Source organism: Kaistia terrae (assembly GCF_026344005.1).
Taxonomy (GTDB): domain Bacteria; phylum Pseudomonadota; class Alphaproteobacteria; order Rhizobiales; family Kaistiaceae; genus Kaistia; species Kaistia terrae.
In genome coordinates, this window is record NZ_JAPKNH010000007.1 from 190,535 (window position 1) to 209,569 (window position 19,035).

Here is a 19,035-nt window from a genome sequence, read left to right on the forward strand (position 1 = left end):
GGTGAGGGTCTTGCTTCAAGCCCCGCTCGAAACAGGTGACGTCTGGCCTCCCGACGGCCTATCCTGCGGGCCACGGAGGAAACCAAGAATAATGATCACCCACTGCGTCTTCATCAATTACCGCGCCGACACCACCGCCACGACCAAGGTGGCCATCCTCGACGCGCTGCTCGCATTGCGCCCCCGGATTGACGGACTGATCAACATCATCGTCGGCAACAACATGAGCCCCGAAGGCCTCGACAAGGGCTTTTCGGAGGGCTTCATCGTGACCTTCCGCGATGTCGCGGCGCGTGACCAGTATCTCGTCGACGAAGAGCACGCGAAGGTCGGCGCCGCCATCGTCGCGGCGGCGGAAGGTGGTGTGGACGGAATCCTGGTTTACGACCTGGAGCACTGACGGGTTCAGTCCTCCCCGGCGAGATTGCATCCCGCCGCTGGAGCTTCGCTCGACCTCTCCCCCATGGGAGAGGTGAAGGGCAACGCCGACAACACGCTCCCCTGAGCGCTCCGAAACCGGATGCCCCCCACTCGGTCGTCATCCCTGCGAAAGCAGGGATCCATGTCGACGACCGCACGGGAGCCCCACGCGGCGCGCGATCCGGCTAAGTGGATCCCTGCTTTCGCAGGGATGACGAAGAGCGTGTGACGGCCGTCATCGCGCGGGACCCACGTTTTGCTTCGCTCTTCCCTCAATGAAAATCACGCGATTTCGGGATGATGCGGACGTTGCGCGGATGGCTGCCGGGGTGGCTCGGGCGACTCGGATGGGCGAATTCGTCGGCGCGGGCAGGATCTAGCCTCGGCCGGCGGTCCTCGGCGAGATGATCGAGATCGCCGGTTCGATCGACCAGCCTCTTTGCCACCAGATGGACGATCCCTTCCGGGCTCTTCTGGATCTGGCCCTCGACCAGCACCAGCTTGGCGCCGATGATGGTGCGGCGGAACTCGTCGAACAGCCGCGTCCAGACCACGACATTGACGATGCCGGTCTCGTCCTCGAGCGTCATGAACACGACATTGCCCTTGCCCGGCCGCTGGCGCACCAGCACGACGCCGGCCGTCCGCGCCCACTGGCCATCCCGAAGCGCCGTGATCGCGGCGGCCGACAGGATCCGCTCGCTGGTATAGCGCTCGCGCAAGAAGCTCATCGGATGCGCCTTCAGCGAAAGCCGCAGCGTCTGGTAGTCGGCGACGACATGCTCGGAGAGCGGCATGATGGGCAGCGGCATGTCCTGCTCCCGACCCAGTTCGGCCGCGTCGGCGGCGGCGAAGAGCGGTAGGATTTCGGCGCTCGGCAGGCGGCGCACTTCCCAGAGCCCCTGCCGCCGGTCGAGGCCGAGCGAACGCAGCGCATCGGCGTCGGCGAGTTTTTCATAGGCGCGCCGCTCGAGCTCCGTGTGGCGGACGAGATCGTCCATCGCCGCGAAGCCGGCGCCGCGCCGTGCCGCGATCGTCTTCGCCCAGTCCTCGCGGAAGCCGTCGATCTGGCGAAGGCCGAGGCGCAGCGCCAGCCCCTTTTCCGTCGGCTCCAGCGTGTTGTCCCAGAAGCTCGCATTGATATCGACGGGATGGATCGGCACGTCGTGATCGGCGGCGTCGCGCACGATCTGCGCCGGAGCGTAGAAGCCCATCGGCTGCGAATTCAGCAGCGCGGCGGCGAAGGCGGCCGGGTGATGGCACTTGATCCAGGCCGAGACATAGACGAGGCGGGCAAAGCTCGCGGCATGGCTTTCGGGAAAACCATATTCGCCAAAGCCCTTGATCTGCTCGAAGCAGCCATGGGCGAAGGCGGGATCATAGCCGCGCGCGATCATGCGGCCGACCATCTTCTCCTCATAGCGATGGATGGTGCCATTGTGCCGGAACGTCGCCATGGCGCGGCGCAGTCCGTTCGCCTCGTTGCCGGTGAACTTCGCAGCGACCATGGCGAGCTTCATTGCCTGTTCCTGGAAGATCGGCACGCCCAGCGTCCGGGACAGAACCTCCTTCAGTTCGTCGGGATGGCCATGCTCCGGCGCCGGTGACGGATAGGTCGCCTCTTCCAAGCCAGCCCGTCGTTTCAGATAGGGATGCACCATGTTGCCCTGGATCGGACCGGGCCGGACGATCGCCACCTGGATGACGAGATCATAGAATTTTCGCGGTTGCAGGCGCGGCAGCATGTTCATCTGCGCCCGGCTCTCGACCTGGAAGACGCCGATCGAGTCGCCCTTGCAGAGCATGTCGTAGACGGCAAGGTCTTCATTATCGATGGTATGGAGCTCGTAGCGCTTGCCACCCATATCGGCGATCAGGTCGAACGCCTTGCGGATGCAGGTCAGCATGCCGAGCGCCAGGATATCGACCTTCATCATGTTGACGGTGTCGATATCGTCCTTGTCCCATTCGATGAAACTTCTGTCCTTCATCGCTGCCGGGCCGCTCGGCACCAGGTCGTTCAAAAGCTTCTCGGTCAGCACGAAGCCGCCGACATGCTGCGACAGGTGACGCGGAAAGCCGCGCAGTTCCATCGCCAGTTTCACCGCGCGCTCGACCTCCGGATTTCTTGGATCGAGGCCGGAATCGCTGATATGCTTGTCCTGGATGGCCGAGCCCCAGCCGCCGCCCCAGACCGTGCCGCCGAGCGCGACGATGACGTCCTCCGAGAGCCCCAGCGCCTTGCCGACCTCGCGAATGGCGCTTTTCGTCCGGTAGGAAATGACGGTAGCGCAGATCGCGGCGCGGTCGCGGCCATAGCGTTCATAGATGAACTGGATCACCTCCTCGCGCCGCTCATGCTCGAAATCGACGTCGATATCCGGCGGCTCCTCGCGCTCCGACGACAGGAAGCGCTCGAACAGGAGCTGGTGCTTGACCGGGTCGACCGAGGTGACGCCCAGGCAATAGCAGACGGCGGAATTGGCCGCCGACCCCCGCCCCTGGCAAAGAATGCCGACGCTGCGGGCGAAGACAACGATGTCGTGTACGGTAATGAAATAGGCGGCGTAGTTCCGCTCCCGGATCAGCGCGAATTCCTTGGCGAGCGTCGCGCGGACATCGGCCGGGATGCCATCCGGATAATGGCGCTCCGCCCCCTGCCACGTCAGGATTTCCAGATAGTCCTGCGGGCTCATGCCGGGCGGCACCGCCTCGTGCGGATATTCGTATTTTATCTCGTCGAGGGTGAAGGTGATCCGCTTCAGGAAGCGCATCGTCTCGCCGATGGCGCTCGGAAAATCGCGGAACAGCCGCGCCATCTCGAAGCCGGGCTTCAGATGCCGCTCGGCATTCGCCTGCAGCAAGCGCCCCGCCTTCTCGATCGTCGTCTTCTCACGGATACAGGTCAGGATGTCCTGCAAGGGACGACGCTCCGGCGCGTGATAAACCACGTCGTTGACGGCGATGAGCGGCAGCCGGCTCTCGCGCGAAATCTCCGTGAGGGCGGCGAGCCGGCGGCGATCGTCGCCCTTGCGGTAGAGCACGGCGGCGATCCACGCGCGGCCCGATGCCAGACCGGCGAGTTTTCGCGCCGCGGCGGCAAAATCAGCAGGCACCCGGGCGGGCGGCATCAGGATGAACAGCGAGCCTTCCGCATGCGCCGCGAGATCCTCGAAATCGAGATGGCATTCGCCCTTCGGCGCACGACGCTTGCCGAGGCTCAGAAACTGGCAAAGCCGACTATAGGCGGCGAGATCCACGGGATAAGCGAGGATATCCGGGGTGCCATCGCGAAACACCAGCCGGACGCCGACGACGAGGCGAAACCCGGCAGCCCGCGTGTTGCCATAGTCCTCGCTGGACCACGCATCATGTGCCCGGACGATGCCGGCAAAAGTGTTGCGGTCGGCTATGCCGATGCCCTTCAGCCCCAATCCATGCGCCTGCACGATCAGCTCATAGGCATGCGCCCCGCCCTCCAGGAAGGAGAAGTTCGACATCACGGCGAGTTCGGCGTAGGCGGTCATAGCGCCTCCGTCATCATCCGTGCCCTGCCTTCGCACAACGGTCTTGTCGACCTTCGACCATCATCCTGAGGTGCCCGGCAAAGCCGGGCCTCGAAGGAGGATCCAGCGAGCGCCGTACTGCCTGCATTCGTCTGCACATTGCGGCGTCCCGCTGGATCCTCCTTCGAGGCTTCGCTGACGCGAAGCACCTCAGGATGATGGCTGAGGTTGATCAGCAGGGGTGAGGATTTTGTCTGCCCCTTCACGCAAACAATCCATGCAAAAACCAGCGCGGCTGCGGCCGGTCCGCCGCATAGAGCCCCTCGCGAAAGAGCCAGAAGCGGCCGCCATTGCGATCCTCGACGCGGTAATAATCGCGGTCCGGCGTGTCGCCGCCACCACGCCACCACTCCGGCGCGATCCGCTCCGGCCCCTCGGCCCGGGCCACCTGATGCAGCACGCGACGCCAGCGGAAGGAGAGCGGCGGGCCGTCCGGCACTTCGCCCAGCGCCTCGACCGGTTCGGGCGGGTTGAACAGGCTCAACGGCCGCAAGGGCGGCTCGCCTGTCTCCAGTCCACCGCCCCATACCTGCGGTCGATCGCCGATGGAAAAGACCGGCACCAGCTTCGCCCGCTGCTCCGGAATATGCGTATCGGAGGAGACAAAGCCCTGCACATGCTCCGGCCCGAAACGGGCGCCGAGCCGATCGACGAGATCAGCAACCGCCTCGTCATCGAGCGCGTGGCCGTCCAAGTTCGCCTGCGCGGCGAGGAAGGGTTCGGTATGGAAGGCGCCAAGGCGGATCAGATCGAAACCGAAGCCGGCATCGAGCGGATCGGAGAGCGCATCCATCTTTTCGTGAAACAGCCGGGCGATCGCCTTCGGCGAGCGATTGGGCCGGGCCGTCGCGACCGCGATCCGCCGCACCGCGCCATCGACCCGGTAAAAGCTCGCCTCGAAATGGCGGCCGCCTTCGCCGCGCGCCTCCAGCAGCGAGGCGACATCGACGGCGAGGCGGGCGAGCGTCGCGGCGATATCATCGGTGAGCGCGATCGGCTGGAAGAAGATCCGTTCGGCCAGGGCCGCCGGCACCAGCCGGCGCGGCGAGATCGGATGTTCGGCAATCCCTGCCAACCGCTCCAGCCGCTCGACGCAATCGGCGCCAAAGCGGGCGGCAAGCGGCGCGCGCGGCCGATCGATCAGGTCGGCGACGCATTTCAATCCGGCCCGCCGCAATGCCTGGACGCGCGCCGGATCGAGGCCGAGCGCGGTGACGGGCAGCGGCCGCACCGCTTCCGCCTCGCGCCCCGGCGGCACGATGACCGGTTTCCTGGAGCGCGCCAAGGCGCGGGCGGTGGCTGGCGCTCCGGCGATCGCGCCAAAGGCGGTCAGGCCAAAGCCGGCCAGCCGAGCCAGCAGGTCATCCAACAGCGCCGCCTCGCCCTTGAAGAGATGGGCGACGCCGGTGATATCGAGCATCATGCCGCGTTCGCCATGGCGCGCGACCAGGGGCGTATAGCGGTCGCACCAATCGGCGATGTGCTCCATCAGCGTCTCGTCGGCGGTGGGATCGTGATCGGCGACAGCCAAGTCGGAGATGCGTGCCCGCGCCTCGGCCAGCGACAGGCCGGGGGCAAGCCCCTGATCGATCGCCGCCGGATCGGGCGCGGCAAGCACCAGCGCGCCCTTCGCCTTTTCGACGATCAGCAGCGGCGCATCAGCCGGCAAGCCGGAATGGGGCGCGTTCGGCAGGGTGCGGAGCCGGTTCGATGCGAGAAAGGGTAGCCGGATCGCGCAATAGCGTCGGGCGCTGGAAGCATTTTTCATCGCGGTTCCACTCCAGCCGCCACGGCCCGCCGGGCGGTCCATGGCGATGGCGCAACAAGGTCAGATCGAAAGTCGGATGGCCGGGCGCGTTCATCGCCATCGGCGTCGCCGGGCTGGAAGCAATCTGCCAGCGGGTCTCCGCCCCGCCGGGCATCGGTCGCGCGCCGGGGCGCAGCAAAAAGACGGTGACGCCGGAAATCTCGGCGGCGAGCGAAAACCGGCGCTGCGTCGTCAGGTCGAGCGCCTTCGGCTCGCCCCAGGGTTCGATGATGACGGCGCCGAGCGCGCCGCAACGCGTCGCCTCGCCGCCGGCACGCAGCACCGCGAGCGGATCGCGCAGTTGCACCAGGATCAACGCGGCAGGATCGAGGCCAAGCGCCTGCAAGCCATCGGCGTGAAGCTCGCCGCCCTCCTTGGCCGCATAATCCTGCCGCACCCAGACGATCGTCCGCCCGGCGGGAGCAGCGGCAAGCGCCAAGGCCAGCGAAAAGCCTGAAGCCGCGATGTTGTCGGCGCCGGAGGCGGCATGGATCTCATGCAGCGCGCCGCGCGCCAGCCCTCCGCCCAAAGTCAGGTCGACCTCGTCCCGATCGAGCGCGATGCGGCCGGCGCGCGACGTCGATATGGCCGGCGCGGACCCGCTCGATGCCGCCTCGGCCGGCGGCACGGATCGCGCCGTCGTCTCGATCGCGGCAATGCGCTGTCGCAATGCGGAAAGGGTCGCCTTCGCCGTGCTCATCGTCTTCAGTCGCTGTCCGATCCAACCGTCATTGTTCCTGTTTTGTTCTATCTAATACGACTCCAAATCGAGCAAGAGTCAATCGCGCGACAGGCGAACTTCCCAGCCTTGCGACATGCCGCTGCGGCGGCGACCCATGGCGAGAAAGAGGCGCAAGATCGACCAGAATTGTTTCCCGAAGCCCGCGTCGAGCGAATTTAACCTTCGGCGGCCAATAGAACGGCAATACGGCTTAAGAATCGCCACAAATCAGGCTAGCATCCTTTCTCAACGACGCCCGGGCGCGTTTCCCCTGCCTGGACGCGTTCATCGCCCCGCTTTTGCGCCGCGACGTTCGCCCCGTTTGCACCCACCCGCCTGCCGTCGAGATCATCATGTTCCGCTATTTCGAAGAACGGATTCCGGCCACCGATCGTGGCATGCCCGGAGAGCCGCCCGATCGGCTTGGCGCCTTCTACTGGTTCTTCATCCGCCAGGTGCGCTGGTATTTCGTCGCCCTGCTGCTCGCCGGGCTGACCGTCGCGCTGCTCGACGCCACCATCCCTTTCTTCATCGGCAAGCTGGTGACGCTGCTCAGCCAGACATCGCCCGACGTCCTGCTGCGCGAGCACTGGCATGTGCTCGTCGGCATGGCGCTGTTCATGCTTCTGGTGCGCCCGGTCGCGATCTTCGTGCAGAACCTGATCACCAACCAGATCATTGCCTCGGGCTTCACCAATCTGATCCGCTGGCAGAGCCACTGGCACGTGGTGCGGCAGAGCTGGTCGTTCTTCCAGCATGATTTCGCCGGCCGCATCGCCACCCGCGTCATGCAGACCGGCGTTTCGGTGCGCGACAGCGCCGTCTCCTCGATCAACGCGGTCTGGTACATCGCCGTCTATGGCACCAGCGCGCTGATCCTGCTCGGCCACAACAATCCCTGGCTGATGCTGCCGACCGTGTTCTGGTTCGTCTGCTACGCGACGCTGCTTCGCATCTTCGTGCCGCGCCTCAAGGGCCGCTCGGTCGAGATGTCGGAAGCGCGCTCGCTGATCACCGGCCGCATCGTCGACAGCTACACCAACATCATCACGGTAAAGCTGTTCGGACGCGCCCGCGAAGAGGACAACTATGTCCGCGAGGCCGTCGACTATCACACCAACGTCTTTCGCGGCCAGTTGCGGCTGATCACGATGTTCGGCCTGGCGCTGGCGCTCAACAACGCCATCCTCGTGGTCTCGACCGGTGCCATCGCCGTGCGGTTGTGGTCGTTCGGGCTGATCGAGGTCGGCATCGTCGCCATGGTGCTGCCGCTGACCTGGCAGATCGCCAATATCGCCGGCTTCGTCGCCCAGCAGGTGACGGCGATTTTCGAGAATATCGGCGCCGTGCAGGAAGGCATGATGTCGATCGCCAAGCCGCTGCGCCTGACCGACCGGCCCGGTGCCGAGCCATTGAAGGTCGCCAAGGGCGGCATCGTCTTCGACCACATCAACTTCAACTATGGACGCTCCGGCGGCATCATCGACGACCTGTCGCTCACCATCAAACCGGGCGAGAAGATCGGCCTGGTCGGCCGCTCCGGCGCCGGCAAGTCGACGCTGGTCAACCTGCTCTTGCGCTTCTTCGACCTCGAAGGCGGCCGCATCCTCGTCGACGGCCAGGACATCGCCCGCGTCACCCAGGAAAGCCTGCGCGAGCAGATCTCGGTGGTGACGCAGGATACCTCGCTGCTGCATCGATCGATCCTCGACAACATCCGCTACGGCCAGCCGCATGTGACGCTGAACGGCGTCGAGGAAGCAGCGCGGCGGGCGCATGCGCATGAGTTCATCGGCGATCTGGAAGATTGGCGCGGCCGCACCGGCTATGAAGCGCATGTCGGCGAGCGCGGCATCAAGCTCTCCGGCGGCCAGCGCCAGCGCATCGCGATCGCCCGCGTCATCCTGAAGAACGCGCCGATCCTGATCCTCGACGAGGCGACCTCGGCGCTCGATTCCGAAGTCGAGGCGGCGATCCAGGAGCAGTTCGAAAGCCTGATGGCCGACAAGACGGTGATCGCCATCGCCCACCGCCTGTCGACGATCGCACGCATGGACCGGCTGATCATCCTCGACAAGGGCCGCATCATCGAGAGCGGCACGCATGAGGAACTTTTGGCGCTGAACGGCCACTACGCCTCGCTCTGGCGTCGGCAGTCGGGCGGCTTTCTGGCAGAGGAAGCGGCTTAGTCCTCTCGGTCAAAGGCCCTCACCCCAACCCTCTCCCAGAGGGAGAGGGGGCGGATCGTGTCTTGGCCCGAAGATGTGGCCTTCCCCCGAAGAAAACGCTCTTTGCTGCCACCACACTGCGCCCGGAAAACCCTCTCCCTCTGGGAGAGGGTTGGGGTGAGGGCCTTGCTTTCCTTCAGGCTCTCGCCCCCTCGCGCCAGTGCTGACAAAATGTGGCACCATGGCGTGAGAGGAGTTTTCAAAATGTCCCGTTCGCAACGCCTGCTCGACCTGATCCAACTCCTGCGCCGCCACCGCCGGCCGGTGAGCGGGCAGGTGCTGGCCGGCGAACTCGGCGTCAGCCTGCGCACGCTCTATCGCGACATCGCAACCCTCCAGGCACAGGGCGCCTCGATCCAGGGCGAGGCCGGCATCGGCTACATCCTGAAGCCCGGCTTCATGCTGCCGCCGCTGATGTTCTCCGAGGATGAGATCGAGGCGCTGGTACTCGGGTCGCGCTGGGTCTCCAAACGCGCCGATCCCCGGCTGGCTCTGGCGGCGAGCAATGCGCTCGCCAAGATCGCCGCCGTGCTTCCCGCCGATCTTCGCGAGGATCTCGACAGCTCGACGCTGCTGGTCGGCAGCAGTTCAACCGAGACGCCGGGCGTCGACCTCGCGCTGGTCCGCGCCGCGATCCGATCGGAGCGCAAGCTTTCCTTCGCCTATACCGACGCCGTCGGCGCCGGGTCGCAGCGAATGGTCTGGCCGTTCGCGCTTGGCTTCTTCGAAAAGGTCCGCGTGCTCGTCGCCTGGTGCGAAACCCGGCAGGATTTTCGGCATTTCCGCACAGAGCGGATCGCCGACCTCGTCGTCACCGAGACCCGCTATCCGCGCCGGCTACAGGTACTGCTCAAGGAATGGAAGATCGCCGAGGGCATCAGCCATCCGACACTGCTGCCATAAACTGACAGCAGATCAGCATAGTCTGCCTTCATCGACAACGGAGGCAACACCATGACGACCACCCCGAACATGATCCTGCTCTATGTGAAGGATACCGCGGCCAGCGCCGCCTTCTATACCGACCTGCTCGGCCAGCCGGCGATGAACGCGTCGCCCAATTTCGCCGCGCTGCCGCTCGACAACGGCCTGACGCTCGGCCTCTGGGGTCGTGCCCAGGCCAAGCCCGCCACCACCGCCACGGCGAACGGCGCCAATGGCGAGATCGTCTTCATGGTCGAGAACAAGGCGAAGATCGAGGCGCTCTATGCCGACTGGCAGCAGCGCGGGCTGCCCATCGAGCAGGAACTCGTCGAGCTCGATTTCGGCCCGACCTTCGTCGCCCTCGACCCCGACGGCCACCGCCTGCGCGTCTGCCTGCCGGACGCGTGAGTAGGCCAAAAAACCCCTCACCCCAACCCTCTCCCGCCAGCGAGAGAGGGAGCTGACGGAGCATTCTTTTCCGAAAGCGGAGCCAAAACTCTCCGTCATCCCGGGCGAAGACCCGGGATCCATTCAGCCAGATTTCCCGGCGTTTCGCGCGGGCGAGGCTTCGGATGCATGGATCCCCGCCTTCGCGAGGATGACGGCGAGCGTGGGACAGCGATCGCGCTTGAGCGACAGATGCCGTCCCTACTTCCACATGCCGCGCATCTTCGCCGCGATGTCGACGGGGATGCGCGGCTGGGCTGCCGCTCCTTCGACCTCGCTCGGCGCCGGCGGCCATATCACCTGCTGGAACAGGCCGATGATGACGGAGGGGATGAAGCGGGTGCGTGTCGCGTAGACGTGGCGGTCGCCGCCGCGTGTCTGCTGGGTGACGAAGAAGCGCTGCGGCATGACGAGGTGCAACTCGTCCTTCGCCCGCGTCATCGCGACATAGAGGAGCCGCCGCTCCTCCTCGATCTCTTCCGCCGTGCCGGTCGAGAGGTCGATCGGCATGCAGCCGTCGACGACGTTGAGCACGAAGACGGATTTCCACTCCTGCCCCTTGGCGGAATGTATGGTGGAGAGGATGAGATAATCCTCGTCGAGCAACGGCACCCCCGCCTCGCCGCTGGTCGCATCCGGCGGATCGAGCGTCAGCTCGGTCAGGAAGCGTTCGCGCGACGAGAAGCCGGCGGCGATCTGCTCGAGTTGCACGAGGTCGGCGAGGCGCACCGTCGCGTCCTCGTGGATGCGCTCCAGATGCGGCTCGTACCAGTTTCGCACCGCCTCGATCTCGGCCGGCCAGCCCATGCACCGGGTCCGCAGCGCGCCGATCATCTCGACGAAGGAAGGCCAGTCGGCCGCCGTCTTCTGTGGCGGCTTGAACTCGGCCAAAGCTGCGACCGGATCGACAGCCCCGGCCATCGATTCCAGCATCTTGCCGGCCGTGCCCGGCCCGACGCCCGGCAGCAATTGCGCGACGCGAAAGCCGGCGACGCGATCGCGCGGGTTCTCGACGAAACGCAAGACCGCCAGCAGGTCCTTCACATGCGCCGCATCGAGGAACTTCAGCCCGCCAAACTTCACGAAGGGGATGTTGCGCCGGGTCAGCTCGAACTCGAGCGGGCCGGAATGATGCGAGGCGCGGAACATCACCGCCTGTTCCTTCAGCGCGACGCCGCGCTCGCGCGCCTCCAACACGGTCTCGACGACATAGCGCGCCTGCTCGGCCTCGCCGCGTACGGTGACGAGCTGCGGTTTGTCGCCGCTTTCGCGCTCGGTCCAGAGGTTCTTGGTGAAGCGCTCGGTCGCGAGAGAGATGACGCCATTGGCGGCGGCGAGGATCGGCTGGGTCGAGCGATAGTTGCGCTCCAGCGTGACGATCTCGGCGGCCGGAGAGAAATGGCCGGGAAAATCGAGGATGTTGCGCACGGTCGCGGCGCGGAACGAATAGATCGACTGCGCGTCGTCGCCGACCACCGTCAGCCCGTCGCCCTTCGGCTTCAGCCCGAGCAGGACGGAAGCCTGCAGCCGGTTGGTGTCCTGGTACTCGTCGACCAGCACATGATCAAAACGGGCGGCGATCTCGGCCGATATGGATGGCTCGGCCATCAGATAGGCCCAATAGAGCAGCAGATCGTCGTAATCCAGCACGTTCTGCGCCTGCTTCGCCTCGACATAGGCCGCAAACAGCGCCTTCAGCTCGTCCTTCCACATGGCGCACCAGGGGAAGACCTTGACCAGCACCTCGTCGAGCGTCGTCTCGGCATTGACGACGCGGGAATAGATAGCGAGGCAAGTACCCTTGGCGGGGAAGCGGCTCTCCCTCTTCGACAGGCCCCGCTCGTGGCGGACGAGGTTCATCAGGTCGGCCGAATCCTCGCGGTCATGGATGGTGAAAGCGGGATCGAGGCCGATCCACTGCGCATGCTCGCGCAGGATTTTTGCGCCGATGCCATGAAACGTGCCGGACCAGGCGAGCGCGTCGGTGAGCACGCCGCCCTTGGTTCCCAGAACACCGGCGGCGATCCGCTCGACCCGCTTCGCCATCTCGCTCGCCGCGCGCCGCGAGAACGTCATCAGCAGGATGCGGCGCGGATCGGCACCGTTCAGGATCAGGTGCGCGACCCGGTGCGCCAGCGTATTCGTCTTGCCGGAACCGGCGCCGGCGATCACCAGCAACGGGCCGCGCTCCGGCGTAGTGACACCGAATTCGACGGCGCGGCGCTGGTCGTCATTCAGCCTGGCGAGATGGGCAGCCGTCATGGGAGATGGATCGTTCCGTCGAATCAAAGGCAGGATCGTCCCGGATTGGAGCATGTTTCCCGTTTTGTTCGCAATGCGGGACGCAGCCGCAGCCGCCAGCGTTGACTCCATATTTCCGTTACGTCACCTTGGGTTGTGCGATCGATCGCTGCATCCCACCACCGGCACGAGATGAGCGCTTTGTGGCGGGCGATGCTTGGGCAGCAGATCTGGTCGGCAGGCTTGGGCGGGGAGATCAGATGTTGCACGGCGGGGGCTTGCGCCTTGCCTCGGATGACGGCTGGCCTACCGGCGATCAGCCGGCTTCCGAACGTCTTCCGCTTCCCGGTCCCGAGGCGCTCGATCCGTGGCGGTTCTTCAAGATGCTGCGCCGACAAGCCTGGTTCGTCCTCGCCGTAATCCTCGCCTTCAATCTCCTGACCCTGCTGGGGCTGTCGCAGATCCCACCGATCTGCAAGACATCGGCGCTCGTCATCGTCGATCCGTGGCAGCAAAGCATGCTGGATGCCGACCGCAGTGTCCCAAGCCAACCGGCCGATGCAGCCCGCGTCGAAAGCGAAGTCGAGATCCTGCGATCGCCCTCCGTTCTCCTCGCCGCGCTGCGCAAACTCGAGCTGGCACAGGACGCGGAATTCGCGCCGAGGCCCGGATGGGGTGCAAGGCTTGCCTCGCTCGTCGGAATCAAGGCGCCACCGCTCTCGCCGGAGCAGGCCGCGAAGCTGACGCTGAAGAAGCTCGGCTCGTCGGTCGCAGTCACGCGGCGCGGCGCGACCTATGTGATCGAGGTCGCCGCCCGCTCGAAAGATCCCGACAAGGCCGCCCGGATCGCCAATGCGCTGGCCGCTGCCTATATCGACGCACAGATCCGCGCCAAGGTCGACTTCGCCGCCAGCGTTCGCAAACGCCTCGCGATGCAGCTGGAAAGCGCGCGCGAAACGCTGCGCGAACTCGACCGCAAGCTCGATAGTTTCCTCGACGATCGCATCGTCCAGATCGAACCACCTGAACTGCGCGCCGAATTGTCCGAGATCCGCGCCGCCATCCGGGAGCAGGAGGCAAACCGGGTGCGCTACGACGCGCTCGCCGGTCGCGCACGCGAACTTGCGCGCAAGCGCGACTGGGAAGCGCTGATTGCCGAGCTGAACTCTGAACGGATGGTGCGCCTCCATGCGCAATATACGGCAATCCGACGCGGGTTGGGTGCCGGTCAAAAGGATGATACGCCGACGCGACTGGCCCAGATCGACCAGCAGATCGACAAGGAAGCGCAGGCGGTTATCGGCAGGATCGCCGCGGAGGCAAGCGCCGCGCAGCAGAGCGAAACCGAACTTCGTACCCGCCTCAGCCAGCGGCTGGCCAACGCCGACGCGCCCGCTGAACTCGTGAGGCATTTTCGCGAGGTGGAGAGCGACGCGGCGGCCCTTCGCCTCGTCGTTGACAAGCTGACGACCAACTCCACCACCGCGACCGCGGAAATCGAACTGCAGCTTCCCGACAGCCGCGTCGTCTCGGCGGCGCTGTCGCCCGCGACGCCGGCCTATCCCGACAAACCGCTGATCCTCGGCCTCGCCGGAGCGCTATCGCTGATCCTCGGTGTCGCCGCAGGGATTCTTCGTGACCACGTCTCCGGGGGCATCGCCGATGAGGACGAGTTGGAGCGGCTTTCGAACGTTCCCGTGCTTTCCGCCCTGCCGACGATCCCCGCCCGCGCCGATCGTCCGGGCGAAAATCCGGCGACCGAGGTCCTGAACCATCCCAACGACGCTTATGCCGAGGCTGTCCGGCGGCTTCGGCTCGGCCTCGACCTCTCCCCCGCCGGCAGGCGCGCGAACAACTCGGGCCGAGTCGTTGTGGTGACGGCCGCCCTTCCCGGCGAAGGCGCGACGCTGGCGGCGATCTCGCTGGCCCGCTCGCTGGCGCTTTCCGGCCGCAGGACGCTGCTGATCGACGGCAATCTCCGCCAGCCGGACCTTCATGAGATTTTGGATCTCGAGCGTCGACATGGGCTGGCAAGCCATCTCGCCGGGCGTGGAACGGCCCCATCGTCGGACGGGCTGATCGTCGACATTGGCCCGCACCTCTCCGTGGCCGCCGGACCGGCAGATCCGCGCCTCAACATCGATGTCCTGATGCAATCGAGCCGTCTTGCTGCCCTGTTGCAGACGGCGCGACAGAATTTTGAGCATGTCGTGATCGACAGCCCGTCCCCGCTGGTCGCGATCGATGCACTGCAGTGGAGCCCGCATGCCGACGACATCGTGATGGTGGTCGCGGCTTCCACCCCGCCGCGCGATATTCGCGCCGGGCTGCGGACACTGGCGCGTGGCGGACACGGCACCGCCCACCTCTGGCTCGCCCTCAATCACGCCTCAGGTCGCCAGCCAAACCGCGACTATGCCCCTCGCTCTCGGCCCGCCAAACCCACGCCGCGCAACCATTCGGAAAGAATGTCGCCAATCGAACGAACCGAGTCGAACTCTTGACGGGGCTTGCACGTTGAATTGGTAACCACCGCCATGCAAGATCCCGGCAAAGCGGGTGGCACCCCCGGCAAAAGCGCATGAAAGCGCGCGCAGCGTTTGAGAGGCTATGACTATGGCAGGTTCGAAGATTGTTCCGGTGATACTGGCGGGCGGATCCGGAACACGCCTCTGGCCGGTTTCGCGCGACAGCATGCCGAAGCAGTTTCTCTCCCTCGGTTCGGAACGCACTTTCTATCAGGACACGCTGCTGCGCCTGCCGCCCAAGAGCGGCGGCGGTACGGATCCGATCGTCATCACTGCGGACGCCTTCCGCTTTTTTGCCCGCCGTCAGGCCGCCGAAATCGGCATTGACGCCACCATCATTCTGGAGCCCGCACGCCGCGATTCCGCTGCTGCCCTGATCGTGGCGGCTCGCTACGCGCAGAAGCTGCATGGCGATGATTGCCTCGTGCTGGCGCTGGCCGCCGACCATCTCGTCCCGGATGTGGCGCTGTTCCGGCAGGCCTGCCTGGATGCCGCCGCCGCCGCCGAGGAAGGCCACATCGTTACCTTCGGCATCACCCCGACCGAACCGCGCACCAGCTATGGCTATATCAAGCCGGGCAAACCGCTCGGCACGCCGGGCGCCTTCGCCGTCACGTCCTTTGTCGAGAAGCCGGACCGCGAGACCGCCGAGCGTTATGTTTCCGAAGGCTATCTCTGGAATTCCGGCAATTTCATCTTCCCGGCCTCGCTGATGCTGACAGAGGCTACGAAGTTCGAGCCCGAGATCGCCGCCGGGGCCGAGGCGACGATCGCCGGCGCCCATGAAGATCTCGGCTTCATCCGCCTGGAAGAGAAAAGCTTCGTGGCGATGCCGGCGAAGTCGATCGATTATGCCGTGCTGGAACGCACCGACCGCGCCGCTGTCATCGAGGGGCGCTTCAGCTGGTCCGACATCGGCAGCTGGGACGCGGTGCGCGACAGCCGCGAGGCCGGCGAGCATGGCAATGTCACCTCCGGCCCCGTTGCGCTGATCGACAGCCACAACGCCTTCATCCACTCCGAAGGCCCGCTGATCACCGGCATCGGCCTCGACAACATGACCGTCGTCGCTTCGGAAGATGCGATTCTGATCATGCCGTCGGACCGCGCGCAGGACGTCAAGCATCTGGTCACCAGCCTCAAGGCGGAAAAGCGCAACGAGGCCAACGAGCACATCAAGATCCACCGCCCCTGGGGCACGTATCAGACGATCTGCCGGGGCGACCGCTTCCATGTGAAGAAAATCGTCGTCGAGCCCGGCGCCAAGCTGTCGCTGCAGAAGCACCATCACCGGGCCGAACACTGGGTCGTGGTGCGAGGCACGGCCGAAGTAACGCTGAACGACACCATCAAGACGGTGAACGAGAACGAGTCGATCTACCTGCCGCTCGGCGCGATCCACCGCGTCTCCAACCCCGGCAAGATCCCGCTCGAACTGATCGAAGTCCAGACGGGTTCGTATCTCGGCGAGGACGATATCGTCCGCATCGAGGATATTTACGCACGGGTTTGAGGGCGCCGTTTCGGTCGCCCTTGCCCCGGTGGCGTGGCGCTCCCACGCCACCCACTCAGTCGTCATCCCGGGCGGAGACCCGGGATCCATTCAGCCGGGTTTCGCCCGCGCAAAACGCCCAAAATCACGGCTGCATGGGTCCCCGCCTTCGCGGGGATGACGCCGGTGGAGTTGGAAGCGTGGAGCCCCTCGCCGCCAACGTCGCATTGCCATCGAGGGGAATTACTTCTCCAGGCGCGCGAGCAGGCTGGACGTATCCCAGCGTTTGCCACCCATGGCCTGAACGTCGCCATAAAACTGGTCGACCAGCGCCGTCAGCGGCAATTTCGCGCCGTTGTGGCGCGCCTCGTCCAGGCAAATGCCGAGGTCCTTGCGCATCCAGTCGACGGCGAAGCCGAATTCGAACTGGCCGGCATTCATCGTCTTGTAGCGGTTTTCCATCTGCCAGGACTGCGCCGCGCCCTTCGAGATCACTTCCACAACCGCCTCGACATCGAGACCGGCGCGCTTGCCGAAATGCAGCGCCTCGGCCAGGCCCTGGACGATGCCGGCAATGCAGATCTGGTTCATCATCTTGGCCAACTGGCCGGAGCCGACCGGCCCGAGCAGGCGGCAGGCGCGGGCGTAGCTCTGGATCACCGGCTCGGCGCGGGCAAACGGCTCGGCATCGCCGCCGCACATCACCGTCAGCACGCCGTTCTCGGCACCGGCCTGGCCGCCCGAAACAGGCGCATCGATGAAGGCGAAGCCGCGCTTCTCGGCTTCGGCATGAAGCTCGCGCGCCACTTCGGCCGAGGCCGTCGTGTGATCGACAAAGACAACACCGGCGGCAAGCCCGGCAAAAGCGCCGTCTGGGCCAATCGTGACGGCGCGCAAATCGTCGTCATTGCCGACGCAGGCAAACACGATGTCCTGGCCCTCTGCGGCTTCCTTCGGCGTCGCGGCGGCGCGTCCGCCAAACTCGGAAACCCATTTGGCGGACTTGGCGGCGTTGCGGTTGTAGACGGTCACCTCGTGACCCTTCGCCTGCAGATGCCTCGCCATGGGATAGCCCATCACGCCGAGGCCCAGGAACGCTACCTTCGTCATCTCGATCTCCGTCAAAACGCATCATGCCGGCATCGACCTGCGACACCCCGGCCAAGGCCTATCATGACGCTCGCGTCCTGACACCCCGCGCCTGCCACAAGATCAGTGGCGCGAGCTCTTCAAAAACTCGTTCAGGCGCTGGCTGCGACCCTCGCCGAAAATCTCCGAAGGTGTGCCTTCCTCGGCGATCCGGCCCTGCTCCATGAAGACGATCCGGCTGGAGACTTCGCGGGCGAAGCGCATTTCATGCGTGACGATCAGGAGCGTAGCGCCGTCATCGGCGATGCTCTTGATGGTCGTCAGCACTTCCTGCACCAGCTCGGGATCGAGCGCCGAGGTCACTTCGTCGAGCAGAACCAGCTTCGGGTTCATGGCAAGCGCACGGGCAATCGCGACACGCTGCTGCTGGCCGCCGGAAAGCTGGCTCGGATAGTGATCGAGCCTGGGGCCGAGTCCGACGCGGATCAGCCATTTCTCCGCGATGGCGAAGGCTTCTTCCTTGCCAAGCTTCTTCACCTTGCGCAGGCCGAGCATGACATTGCCGGCGGCGGTCAGATGCGGAAACAGGTTGAAGCTCTGGAACACCATTCCAGTCATGGCGCGCTGGCGCGACAGCTCGGCATCGCGCAGCCGGGTACGCTTTGCGCCGACCGTCTTGTAGCCGATCGTCTCGCCGTCGAGGATTATGTCGCCGCCCTGGAATTCCTCCAGCAGGTTGACGCAACGCAGCAACGTGGTCTTGCCGGAGCCGCTCGATCCGATGATCGAGACGACATCCTTCGGCTGCAGGCTGAGATCGACGCCCTTGAGGATCTCGACGGCGCCGAAATTCTTCTTCAGGCCCCGGATGTCGAGCAGCGGGCGCGCGGTATCAATCTTGGTCATAGGCGAGCTCCGAGGCGGCGTTCCAGTGACTTGCCGAGCAGGTCCAGGGTGACATTGACGAGCAGATAGAGAATGCCGGCGAAGACGTAGAATTGGATGGTCATGAAGTTTCGGCCGATCACTTCCTGCGACTTCAACAGAAGCTCTCCGACGCCGATCATCGACAGCAGGCTGGAACCCTTGATCAGTTCGACGCCGGTGTTGATCCAGGGCGGCAGCGAGGTGCGGAGCGCCTGCGGCAGCAGCACATTGGCGAGGATCTGTGGGAAGGTGAGCCCGATGGAGCGACCCGCCTCGATCTGGCCGGGTGGGATCGCCTGCAGCGACCCCCGCACCAACTCACCGATATGCGCGCCGGCAAACAGGCCGAGCGCCAGCGTGCCGGCCTGCGCCGCCGAGAGCGACAGCCCCATCACCGCCGGAATGTAGAAGGCGGCGAGGATGAGGACGAGCAGGGGCGTACCGCGCATGATGTCGACATAGGCGCGGAACGGAAGGCGGAGCCAAAGCGGCGCGAAGACAAGCTGGATGCCGACGATGCAGCCGAGGATCGTGCCGAACACGATCGCCCCGACCGAAATGCCGATCGTCATCAGGAAGCCGTCGAAGAGCGGCCATCGGGCGATCCAGAGCTGGGCGAGAAAAGCGTCCATTGGATAGGTTTGA

At 65.3% G+C, this 19,035-nt stretch carries 13 protein-coding genes; 6 read left to right on the forward strand and 7 right to left on the reverse strand.

The annotated features are described in order from the left end of the window. Positions 1–91: 91 nt before the first annotated feature. On the forward strand, positions 92–400 hold the full coding sequence (locus tag OSH12_RS19225) for a Dabb family protein (protein WP_266345221.1): 309 nt from the start codon (positions 92–94) through the stop codon (positions 398–400). Positions 401–692: 292 nt separating this feature from the next. On the opposite strand, the gene OSH12_RS19230 is transcribed toward OSH12_RS19225, so the two are convergent. The 3 genes from OSH12_RS19230 to OSH12_RS19240 all read right to left on the reverse strand — a co-directional run bounded on the left by OSH12_RS19230 (position 693) and on the right by OSH12_RS19240 (position 6,493). Then, on the reverse strand, positions 693–3,947 hold the full coding sequence (locus OSH12_RS19230; protein ID WP_266345222.1) for an error-prone DNA polymerase: 3,255 nt from the start codon (positions 3,945–3,947) through the stop codon (positions 693–695). 241 nt (positions 3,948–4,188) lie between these two features. Further along, on the reverse strand, positions 4,189–5,754 hold the full coding sequence (locus tag OSH12_RS19235) for a Y-family DNA polymerase (RefSeq protein ID WP_266345223.1): 1,566 nt from the start codon (positions 5,752–5,754) through the stop codon (positions 4,189–4,191). Continuing rightward, entirely contained in the window at positions 5,645–6,493 is an 849-nt protein-coding gene (locus OSH12_RS19240; protein WP_266345224.1) for an ImuA family protein, read from the reverse strand. Before OSH12_RS19240 ends, OSH12_RS19235 begins: the two co-directional genes overlap by 110 nt. Before the next feature lie 374 nt (positions 6,494–6,867). Here OSH12_RS19240 and OSH12_RS19245 point away from each other — a divergent pair, with 374 nt between their 5' ends. The 3 genes from OSH12_RS19245 (at position 6,868) to OSH12_RS19255 (ending at position 10,074) form a co-directional block, all read left to right on the forward strand. Beyond that, a complete protein-coding gene (locus OSH12_RS19245) occupies positions 6,868–8,703 on the forward strand; it encodes an ABC transporter ATP-binding protein (protein ID WP_266345225.1) in 1,836 nt (611 codons plus the stop codon). 243 nt (positions 8,704–8,946) lie between these two features. Beyond that, positions 8,947–9,645 carry a helix-turn-helix transcriptional regulator gene (locus OSH12_RS19250; RefSeq protein WP_266345226.1) on the forward strand — a complete coding sequence of 233 codons (699 nt, stop codon included), beginning with the start codon at positions 8,947–8,949 and terminating at the stop codon, positions 9,643–9,645. 51 nt (positions 9,646–9,696) lie between these two features. Further along, complete coding sequence (locus tag OSH12_RS19255) at positions 9,697–10,074, forward strand: VOC family protein (protein WP_266345227.1); 378 nt, start codon at positions 9,697–9,699, stop codon at positions 10,072–10,074. Between the two features lie 240 nt (positions 10,075–10,314). On the opposite strand, the gene OSH12_RS19260 is transcribed toward OSH12_RS19255, so the two are convergent. After that, complete coding sequence (locus OSH12_RS19260) at positions 10,315–12,375, reverse strand: ATP-dependent helicase (protein WP_266345228.1); 2,061 nt, start codon at positions 12,373–12,375, stop codon at positions 10,315–10,317. Positions 12,376–12,614: 239 nt separating this feature from the next. Here OSH12_RS19260 and OSH12_RS19265 point away from each other — a divergent pair, with 239 nt between their 5' ends. Together OSH12_RS19265 and OSH12_RS19270 are read left to right on the forward strand one after the other, a co-directional pair. Then, positions 12,615–14,858: a GumC family protein gene (locus OSH12_RS19265; protein ID WP_266345229.1), complete on the forward strand. Its 2,244-nt coding sequence runs from the start codon at positions 12,615–12,617 to the stop codon at positions 14,856–14,858. 106 nt (positions 14,859–14,964) lie between these two features. Beyond that, positions 14,965–16,395, forward strand: a complete 1,431-nt coding sequence (locus OSH12_RS19270) for a mannose-1-phosphate guanylyltransferase/mannose-6-phosphate isomerase (RefSeq protein ID WP_266345230.1) — start codon at positions 14,965–14,967, stop codon at positions 16,393–16,395. 222 nt (positions 16,396–16,617) lie between these two features. Here OSH12_RS19270 and OSH12_RS19275 read toward each other — a convergent pair whose 3' ends face one another. The 3 genes from OSH12_RS19275 to OSH12_RS19285 all read right to left on the reverse strand — a co-directional run bounded on the left by OSH12_RS19275 (position 16,618) and on the right by OSH12_RS19285 (position 19,022). After that, positions 16,618–17,484: an NAD(P)-dependent oxidoreductase gene (locus OSH12_RS19275; protein WP_266345231.1), complete on the reverse strand. Its 867-nt coding sequence runs from the start codon at positions 17,482–17,484 to the stop codon at positions 16,618–16,620. Positions 17,485–17,586: 102 nt separating this feature from the next. Further along, positions 17,587–18,369: an amino acid ABC transporter ATP-binding protein gene (locus OSH12_RS19280; RefSeq protein WP_266345232.1), complete on the reverse strand. Its 783-nt coding sequence runs from the start codon at positions 18,367–18,369 to the stop codon at positions 17,587–17,589. Then, positions 18,366–19,022 (reverse strand): amino acid ABC transporter permease, encoded by a 657-nt coding sequence (locus tag OSH12_RS19285; RefSeq protein WP_266345233.1) that lies wholly within the window; start codon positions 19,020–19,022, stop codon positions 18,366–18,368. Before OSH12_RS19285 ends, OSH12_RS19280 begins: the two co-directional genes overlap by 4 nt. Between the last annotated feature and the right edge of the window lie 13 nt (positions 19,023–19,035).

Bases quoted from the DNA above. Each gene is read 5' to 3' on its own strand.
- OSH12_RS19225 (WP_266345221.1), top strand. From the start codon at position 92: ATGATCACCCACTGCGTCTTCATCAATTACCGCGCCGACACCACCGCC.
- OSH12_RS19230 (WP_266345222.1), bottom strand. From the start codon at position 3,947: ATGACCGCCTACGCCGAACTCGCCGTGATGTCGAACTTCTCCTTCCTG.
- OSH12_RS19235 (WP_266345223.1), bottom strand. From the start codon at position 5,754: ATGAAAAATGCTTCCAGCGCCCGACGCTATTGCGCGATCCGGCTACCC.
- OSH12_RS19240 (WP_266345224.1), bottom strand. From the start codon at position 6,493: ATGAGCACGGCGAAGGCGACCCTTTCCGCATTGCGACAGCGCATTGCC.
- OSH12_RS19245 (WP_266345225.1), top strand. From the start codon at position 6,868: ATGTTCCGCTATTTCGAAGAACGGATTCCGGCCACCGATCGTGGCATG.
- OSH12_RS19250 (WP_266345226.1), top strand. From the start codon at position 8,947: ATGTCCCGTTCGCAACGCCTGCTCGACCTGATCCAACTCCTGCGCCGC.
- OSH12_RS19255 (WP_266345227.1), top strand. From the start codon at position 9,697: ATGACGACCACCCCGAACATGATCCTGCTCTATGTGAAGGATACCGCG.
- OSH12_RS19260 (WP_266345228.1), bottom strand. From the start codon at position 12,375: ATGACGGCTGCCCATCTCGCCAGGCTGAATGACGACCAGCGCCGCGCC.
- OSH12_RS19265 (WP_266345229.1), top strand. From the start codon at position 12,615: ATGTTGCACGGCGGGGGCTTGCGCCTTGCCTCGGATGACGGCTGGCCT.
- OSH12_RS19270 (WP_266345230.1), top strand. From the start codon at position 14,965: ATGACTATGGCAGGTTCGAAGATTGTTCCGGTGATACTGGCGGGCGGA.
- OSH12_RS19275 (WP_266345231.1), bottom strand. From the start codon at position 17,484: ATGACGAAGGTAGCGTTCCTGGGCCTCGGCGTGATGGGCTATCCCATG.
- OSH12_RS19280 (WP_266345232.1), bottom strand. From the start codon at position 18,369: ATGACCAAGATTGATACCGCGCGCCCGCTGCTCGACATCCGGGGCCTG.
- OSH12_RS19285 (WP_266345233.1), bottom strand. From the start codon at position 19,022: ATGGACGCTTTTCTCGCCCAGCTCTGGATCGCCCGATGGCCGCTCTTC.